Genomic DNA, 6,882 nt, shown 5'->3' with positions numbered 1-6,882 from the left:
GGTACCGGGCATTGCCCAGGTCATCAACGCCGATGACTGGATGACAGCACCAGGGGCGGATCCTGAACCGGACGACCAGCTGCGACTTCGCGTGCGCAACCAGTTTAGCGCGGTGAACCAGTGGCATACCGATGCCGTGTATCGCGCCATGATCGCCGCGTTCCCGGGCGTGCGGCCCGATGGGATCTACTTCGAACACGGCGCGCCACGCGGTCCTGGTAGCGCGAACGCCTACGTGCTGTTCGACGCCGGCGTGCCGGCGGAATCGTTCCTGGAGCAGATCAACGCCCACATCCGCGACGGCGGGAACCACGGCCATGGCGATGACCTGGTGGTGTTCGTCATGCCGGAAACCCCGCACGCCATCAGCGTGACCGTATGGCCCCGGCCAAACCTCACTGCCCTGCAGACCCAAGCCCTGCAGGACAACATCGCGCTATTCATCCGCGCCGCGTTCCGCGAGAGCACGGCCAGCGACTACCGCCCGACCCTGACCTACCCACAGTCGCGCTTTTCATTGAGCCGCCTGGGCGAGGAGCTGCACCAGGTGTTCCCCGAAATCGAGTCGCTGCGCTTCGCAGGCGAAGACATCGTGTCGCAGCTCAACATTCCCCGCATCGCCAGCCTGCAGGTGACGTTCGCATGATCCGCATGAAGCTGCCGTTCTGGCTCGGCGGTGCCGAGCTGGCCAAGCTCACCGCAGCGGCGCAGGCCTGGTGGGAAAAGGTAAAGGGCTGGATCCAGTGGCCACTTCTGCAGGCCGACGCCGAGACCTGTCATCTGACCATCCTGGATCTGATGGCATGGCAGCGGGACATCACCCGCTTCAACAACGAGCCCGAGGGCTTGTATCGCCTGCGCGTGAAGTACGCGTTCATCAACGCCGTGGACGCCGGCAGCACCGCCGGCCTGAAGCGCATCCTGCGCCGCTTGGGCGTGGGCTATGTCGAGATCGATGAGCGCATACCCGATCGTGACTGGGATGTTGTGCTCCTGCGCCTTTCCGACTCGCAGCTGTCGGAGAACCCCGAGTTGCTGCGCGTGCTTGTACAGCAGTACGGGCGGACGTGCCGACGGTACGACTTCGTGACGATCACCCCATTAACGCTGCGCGTGTTCGCAGCTGATTTCAACGACGACCAGCAGACGCTCGTCGCCAGCCTGTAGGAGCCCGACGTGGCCAGAATCACCCTCGCCGGCGAAAGCCTGATTGCTCAGAAGCAGGGGGCAAAGGAAGTCCTGCGCATCACTCGCTTCATCTACGCGAACGTGCCCGGACTGGATCCTGCCAAGCCGATCGACCGCGCTGCCGCGAAGCCGCCGGCGGCACAGATCGTCCACACCTACGAGATCCCGACAGAAAACAGTGGATACGTGAACCCGAACCAGGTCGTTTACAGCTCGATGCTGGGCAGCGACATCGGCGACTTCGACTGGAACTGGATGGGCCTCGAGTCCGCCGAGGGCGTGCTGTTCGCTGTGGCTTATTTGCCCCTGCAGCAGAAGCGCCGCAACATCCCACCGGTGCAGATCGGCAACAACGTCACCCGTAACATCCTGGTCGAGTACAGCGGCGCGCAAGAGCTGACCGGAATCTCCATCGATGCAAACACCTGGCAGCATGATTTCACTGTTCGCCTGGCTGGGATCGACGAGCGCGAGCGCCTGAGCAACCGCGAGGTGTACGGACGGGCTTGTTTTCTCAATGATGCCTTGCAGGTGACCCGTTCTGCCGCGAGCGGCTACTACCTGAGAGCGGGCGTTGCTTACATCGAAGGCGTGCGGATTCAGACACAGGAAAAGGCCATTGTTCCGCCGGTGCTACCGATCACGGCGTGGCTGGATGTCGCACTTGAGCGGCAAATGAACGATGTCGTCGCCCGCTGGGAAGTGGTGTTCAGTGAGACAGATGCGCTAAGTGACTGGCAGGACGCGCTCGGCGTGAAGCACTACCGTTTGCCCTTGGCCAACCTTACGACATCTGACGTTGTGGACCGGCGCGGCGTCGAGGTGATCGATGGCCCACTCATCAAACACTTTGCCTCGGCCCGATCGGTCGCAGAAGTACGCAAACGTGTCTCTGACCTCGAGGACGGCACCACACCCGCCGGCAAGGCCAATCGCTGGGCAACTGCGCGCCGCTTGGCGCTACTGGGTGATGCCAGTGGCCAGGTTGAAATCGACGGATCGATGAGCGTAGGCCTCCGTGTCACCCTCACAGACACGGGAGTGCAGCCAGGGGCATGGGCCAAGCCAGTGGTCAATGCCAAAGGGCAGGTCATCGGCAGCCAACTACTGATACCGGGCGATATCCCCTCTCTGGATTGGAGCAAGATCACCAGCGGCAAGCCGACGACCGTGGAGGGGTACGGCATCCTCAATGCACTGCGTACCGGTAACTCGGACCAGGTGCCGCATTTCCACTCTCCGATCGCTGGTACGACTTATCAAACCACCGCAATGGAAATCCGCGAAGTGAACCTGGTGGCGGACGCAACTAAAGACTGGCAGTACGCGCCGCGCATGAGCTTTCACTGGAAAAATGTTGTGGCCGGCACGCTGGCCATGGACAGCACAGGCCTACTCCGGTGGAACGATCATCGCGTTTGGACGAGCGGCAATTTCGATCCGGAGAGCAAAGCAGATAAAGGCACGACCCTGGCGGCTTACGGAATCCTCGACGGCATCAAGCGTGGCGAGGCGGGCCTGGCCACGAGCACGGCACCCGTTGTGCCGATTGACTCTGTAGGCCTCCCGGGCGGTTTCTACTCGTTCACTGAAGGCCCGACCAGCCTCACACAATACTGCAGCGTGCTGAACATACCGTATGCAAGCAGCATGTATAGCGCGCAGCTGGCGTTTCAGCAGGGCACGACATCGGTGCGATTGCTTGCCCGATCGACCGCCAACAACGGTAACTGGACGCCTACAGTAGAGCTTTATCACTCCGGGAATCTGGACCCACAGGCGATCGTGCCGGCGGGCTCGGTGGTCTACTTCGCGGTAAACGCGCTACCCGCCGGTTACCTGCGCGCCAACGGTGCCGCCGTCTCACGTACTACCTACGCCAGACTGTTCGCGACCATCGGCACAACGTTCGGCGCCGGCGACGGAGCCAGCACATTCCATCTGCCTGACCTGCGCGGGGTCTTCTTGCGCGGCCTGGACGATGGCAGAGGCATAGACCCAGGCCGTGGCCTTGGAGGCCTGCAGTACGGTCAGAACGCCTCACACACCCACACCGCATCCATCGCCGCAGCCGGGGAACACTCGCACGTTGTGACTGGTACCACGAACGAGGCCGGGGCACACAGTCACATCGTTGAGAAAGCGAGCGTCGGCAACAACACCACCGGCGCGTACCTCTCGCCCGCGAACGCCTCCGGCAGCACCAGCCAAACATCAAGCGCAGGCAGCCACACGCACAACGTAAGCGGCCAGGCCCTCGCTGCCGGCGGCCACTCGCACGCAATCACCATCAATGCCGAAGGTAACGAGGCACGTCCGATCAACCTTGCACTGCTGGCATGCATCAAGTTCTGAGGCTCATTCATGCGAAAAACCGTTTACCAGACCAACGCTCAAGGCCTCTACGTCGGTGCGACCCAGGCCGATCTGTCACCACTCGAACCAGATGTCTGGCTGCTACCTGGCGGCTGCGTCGAGACACCACCGCCGGCGATCCCACAGAACAAGGCTGCCCACTGGGACGGCGCAGCGTGGTCGCTGGTGGACTACTACCAAGGCCTGGTCGTTTACAGCATCGTTTCCGGCGAGCCGCAGACACTGGACGGGATGGTGACGATCCCATCGGGCTACACGTTGAAAAAGCCAGGGCCTGACCAGGTTTGGAAAAACGGCGACTGGATAGACGACAACGGGGCCATTCTGGCGAAGCTGTATCAGCAGAAGCTGATCGAGGTGGACTCAGGGTGTAACCAGCACATTGAGGGCGGATTCAACTCCAGCGCGCTGGGCCAGATCCACAGGTATGGCAGCACGCTGGAGGACCAGGTGAACTTGACCGGGCTGATGTTCAGCGGCTTGGACAGCCTCTATCCGTGCACGGGGTCAGATGGCATCAACGCTTTCAGGGATCACACCCGCGAGCAGCTGCTGCAGGTGAATAGAGACTTGGTGCTCTTCAAACAGGCCGCTCTCCAGCACGCCGACCAGTTGAAGCGCGACCTGGCCAAGGCCCTGCAGGACAAGAAGCTCAGAGCTATGCGCGCCATCGTGTGGACGGCGCCGGTATGACCTGGTCGCCGGTCACCATGCGCTGGCCCACTGAATCCACCAGGTGGATGGACCAGCTGAGCGGCGCCAAGGCGCTGGCCGATCGCGAGCTGGCCAGCACCGGCACGCGCCTGGCCGACCTCGAGGCGGTAACCACCACCAACCCGGGGCCAGTCGGTGCAGCAGCCAAGGGGCCGAGCGAGGCCGGACGCCAGGCCATGGCCGAGCAGCTGAGCGAGCCGCCGGCGTGCCTGGTCGTGACACCGTTCCAATCTGGTATCGGGCAAGGACGCGGGCACCAGCGCTTTCTGTCGGCACCCAACCTCCTGCAGGCGCTGGCCAACAAACTCACCGACGCCACCGACGCGGCCCGGCCCCAGGGCGAGCAGCACGCCCTGTGCATATTGTTCCTGGCCACCCGCTACGACCAGTTGGCCGCGAGCCTGGCCCGCTTCAATGTACTGATGCCGGTCCCGGAGCTGGTCCGCGCCGAGCGCCGGGCCGATCACCTGGCCAAGCTCGAGGCTGAAAAGTGGCAGATGCCCCAGGCCGGCCCGCTCCCACGCTGGCAGCCGTTGCCCTTGGAGCGCTGTACCGTCGTCAGAGCCGCCCAGCAATCCATGGCGGGCCAGTTGGCCGTCCTGGAAAGCTACGCGGCGGACAGCTCACCCATGGCAGACCTAAGCGCGCTTGCCAGCCGCAAGGCCGAGCAACAGCGCAACCGTGACAGCCAACTGCAGGATCTGCAGCAGTCGCTGCAGGATCGCCAGCCTGATCCCGCGACACGGGCCAGGATGATCGGCCCGGGTAGCAACGCCGAGCTGCGCCGAGCTTTGCTCGAGCACGATGGCCCTGGCCACGAATGGGTCATCTGCGCGGGTGTCCTCATGGTGGGCTCGCAGAAGGGGCTGAGCTTCGTGCGCGAATTGGTGGGCCTATGACGCTTCTGTTGCTGGACGGAACACCGATTCAAGGCAAAGGGCTGAAGATCACGGCGAACCTGCGCATTGAGGCAGACGATATGTCGGGGCAAACCAGCAACACGGAAAAGGCGCACAAAGGCTTCAAGCCCAAGACGCTCACCGTGACGCTGAACATCCCGTACACGAACGCCGGGTGGCTGCGCGATCTGATGCGCTTGGCCGAGGCCACCGAGGGCGGTGGCCAGCTCAAGACGTACCGCGTTGTGAACGACACCGCCGCCGCGTTCGGCATGCGCCAAGTGCAGTTCGCCGAGGGTGTGAGCGCCCGCGAAGACGACATCCTTACCATGTGGCGCATCCAGTTTGGGCTGACCGAGAAGAAGTCGAATCCGGAGAAGGTCGAGAAGCGCAGCGCCAAGGGCACCGTCACCGCTCAATCCGGTACCGGATCCGCCGTGGGCGGTGCCGGCTCTGACGGTAACGGCACGTCGGGAGAACTAACGGGCTTCGAGGCCACCCTGAAAAAAGTGGATGACTGGCTTGGTGGCAGCAAATGAAGCTGCACCAGGTATTGACCGTTGCCGGGGTCGGATACGACTTGGTCAAGGCGGATGTGCGCCTTGAGCTACGAAACCCTGGCAGGGCGACGTTCACCGTCCAGGCCGGCGCACCGTTGAAGGGCTTGGTCACGCTCGACCTGGGCTACAACGATAAGCCCCTGCAGCGGCACTTCCTGGGCTACGTCGAGCGCAGCACCGCTGCCAATACCCGGGAGCAGGTGCTGTTCTGCCGCGAGCTCGCCGCGATCCTGGCCAAGCCGATGCCTATGAATCTGCGCCATGTGGATCTGCGCGCCGTGCTCGAGGAGGCCAGCCGCCAGACTGGCCTGGGTTTCCGCGTGCCTGATCGGACCTACGCCTCAACCCGGGCGCCGTTCTTCTACAGCCTGGCGGCGGGTTACCAGGCAATGGAAAGCCTCGGCCAGGTCTACGACATCCCGGACTTCATGTGGCAACAGCAGGGTGACGGCGAGGTGTTCGTGGGCAGTTGGGCCGACAGCTACTACGGCGTGCGGCCTGCGCTACAGCTTCCGGTTGAGCTGTTCGACAGCTACCAGGGCAATCAGAGCGCCATGATCGCGGCCCTTCCCGGGCTCCGACCTGGCGCGACAATCAACCAGGGCGAGCGCGTCACCCATGTGACCCTTGCCGGCAACCAGATGGCTATCCGATGGAAGACGCAATCCGCCGCGCTGTAGAGCGCCAATTCCCCGAAATCACGGGTGGCTACCACCTGCCGCGCTTCGGGCGCGTGGTCGCGGTACCGGACGCGCCGGCGGCGCCAGGTCTGTGCGACGACTTCCGCCCGCGCTTCGGTGTGGATGTCCAGATACTGCTGCCAGACGGTGAGCCGGATCCGGCCTTGCCGGTGTTCACCAGCTTGCCGCTGCCGGCGCCGATGGGCGGCCAGGAAGCCGGCATGTTCGGCTTTCCCGAGGAGGGCACCACAGTGGTGGTCTCGTTCGCCTACGGCCTCCCGCACAAGCCGTTCATCCAGCAGATCCTACCGCACGGCCTGAGCCTGCCCCGGGTACCCAAAGGCGACCAGGTCTGGCAGCACAGCGAGGCCTGCCAGCAGCGTGTGGACGCGGACGGCAACTGGCTGCGCCAGACGGATGGAAAGATCCAGGACAAGGCGATCGAGCGCGAGGTGGAGTCGCTGG

General features: G+C 63.6%; 7 protein-coding genes and 1 pseudogene. All 8 read left to right on the top strand.

The genetic code is table 11. The features are described from left to right. On the top strand, positions 1-646 hold a 646-nt coding region (locus Q7C30_RS00040; protein WP_317870132.1), incomplete at its 5' end, for a baseplate J/gp47 family protein. Then, on the top strand, positions 643-1,167 hold the full coding sequence (locus Q7C30_RS00035; RefSeq protein ID WP_317870130.1) for a phage tail protein: 525 nt from the start codon (positions 643-645) through the stop codon (positions 1,165-1,167). The genes Q7C30_RS00040 and Q7C30_RS00035, both read left to right, overlap by 4 nt. 9 nt (positions 1,168-1,176) lie before the next feature. Continuing rightward, positions 1,177-3,543, top strand: a complete 2,367-nt coding sequence (locus Q7C30_RS00030; RefSeq protein WP_317870129.1) for a phage tail protein — start codon at positions 1,177-1,179, stop codon at positions 3,541-3,543. 9 nt (positions 3,544-3,552) lie between these two features. Next, a complete protein-coding gene (locus Q7C30_RS00025; protein ID WP_317870127.1) occupies positions 3,553-4,257 on the top strand; it encodes a hypothetical protein in 705 nt (234 codons plus the stop codon). After that, positions 4,254-5,177: a hypothetical protein gene (locus Q7C30_RS00020; protein ID WP_317870126.1), complete on the top strand. Its 924-nt coding sequence runs from the start codon at positions 4,254-4,256 to the stop codon at positions 5,175-5,177. The genes Q7C30_RS00025 and Q7C30_RS00020 overlap by 4 nt, the downstream gene beginning before the upstream one ends. Continuing rightward, positions 5,174-5,716 carry a DNA-binding protein gene (locus Q7C30_RS00015; protein WP_317870125.1) on the top strand — a complete coding sequence of 181 codons (543 nt, stop codon included), beginning with the start codon at positions 5,174-5,176 and terminating at the stop codon, positions 5,714-5,716. Before Q7C30_RS00020 ends, Q7C30_RS00015 begins: the two co-directional genes overlap by 4 nt. Then, positions 5,713-6,417: a hypothetical protein gene (locus Q7C30_RS00010; RefSeq protein WP_317870124.1), complete on the top strand. Its 705-nt coding sequence runs from the start codon at positions 5,713-5,715 to the stop codon at positions 6,415-6,417. The genes Q7C30_RS00015 and Q7C30_RS00010 overlap by 4 nt, the downstream gene beginning before the upstream one ends. Beyond that, positions 6,390-6,882 (top strand): annotated as a pseudogene (locus Q7C30_RS00005) (hypothetical protein); the annotation flags it as partial. The gene Q7C30_RS00010 and the pseudogene Q7C30_RS00005, both read left to right, overlap by 28 nt.

The sequence above is a fragment of the Pseudomonas sp. RAC1 genome, from assembly GCF_030658255.1.
Lineage (GTDB): Bacteria > Pseudomonadota > Gammaproteobacteria > Pseudomonadales > Pseudomonadaceae > Aquipseudomonas > Aquipseudomonas boreofloridensis.
The sequence above is the reverse complement of the archived record's forward strand: the minus strand, read 5'-3'. Positions and strand labels throughout refer to the sequence as shown.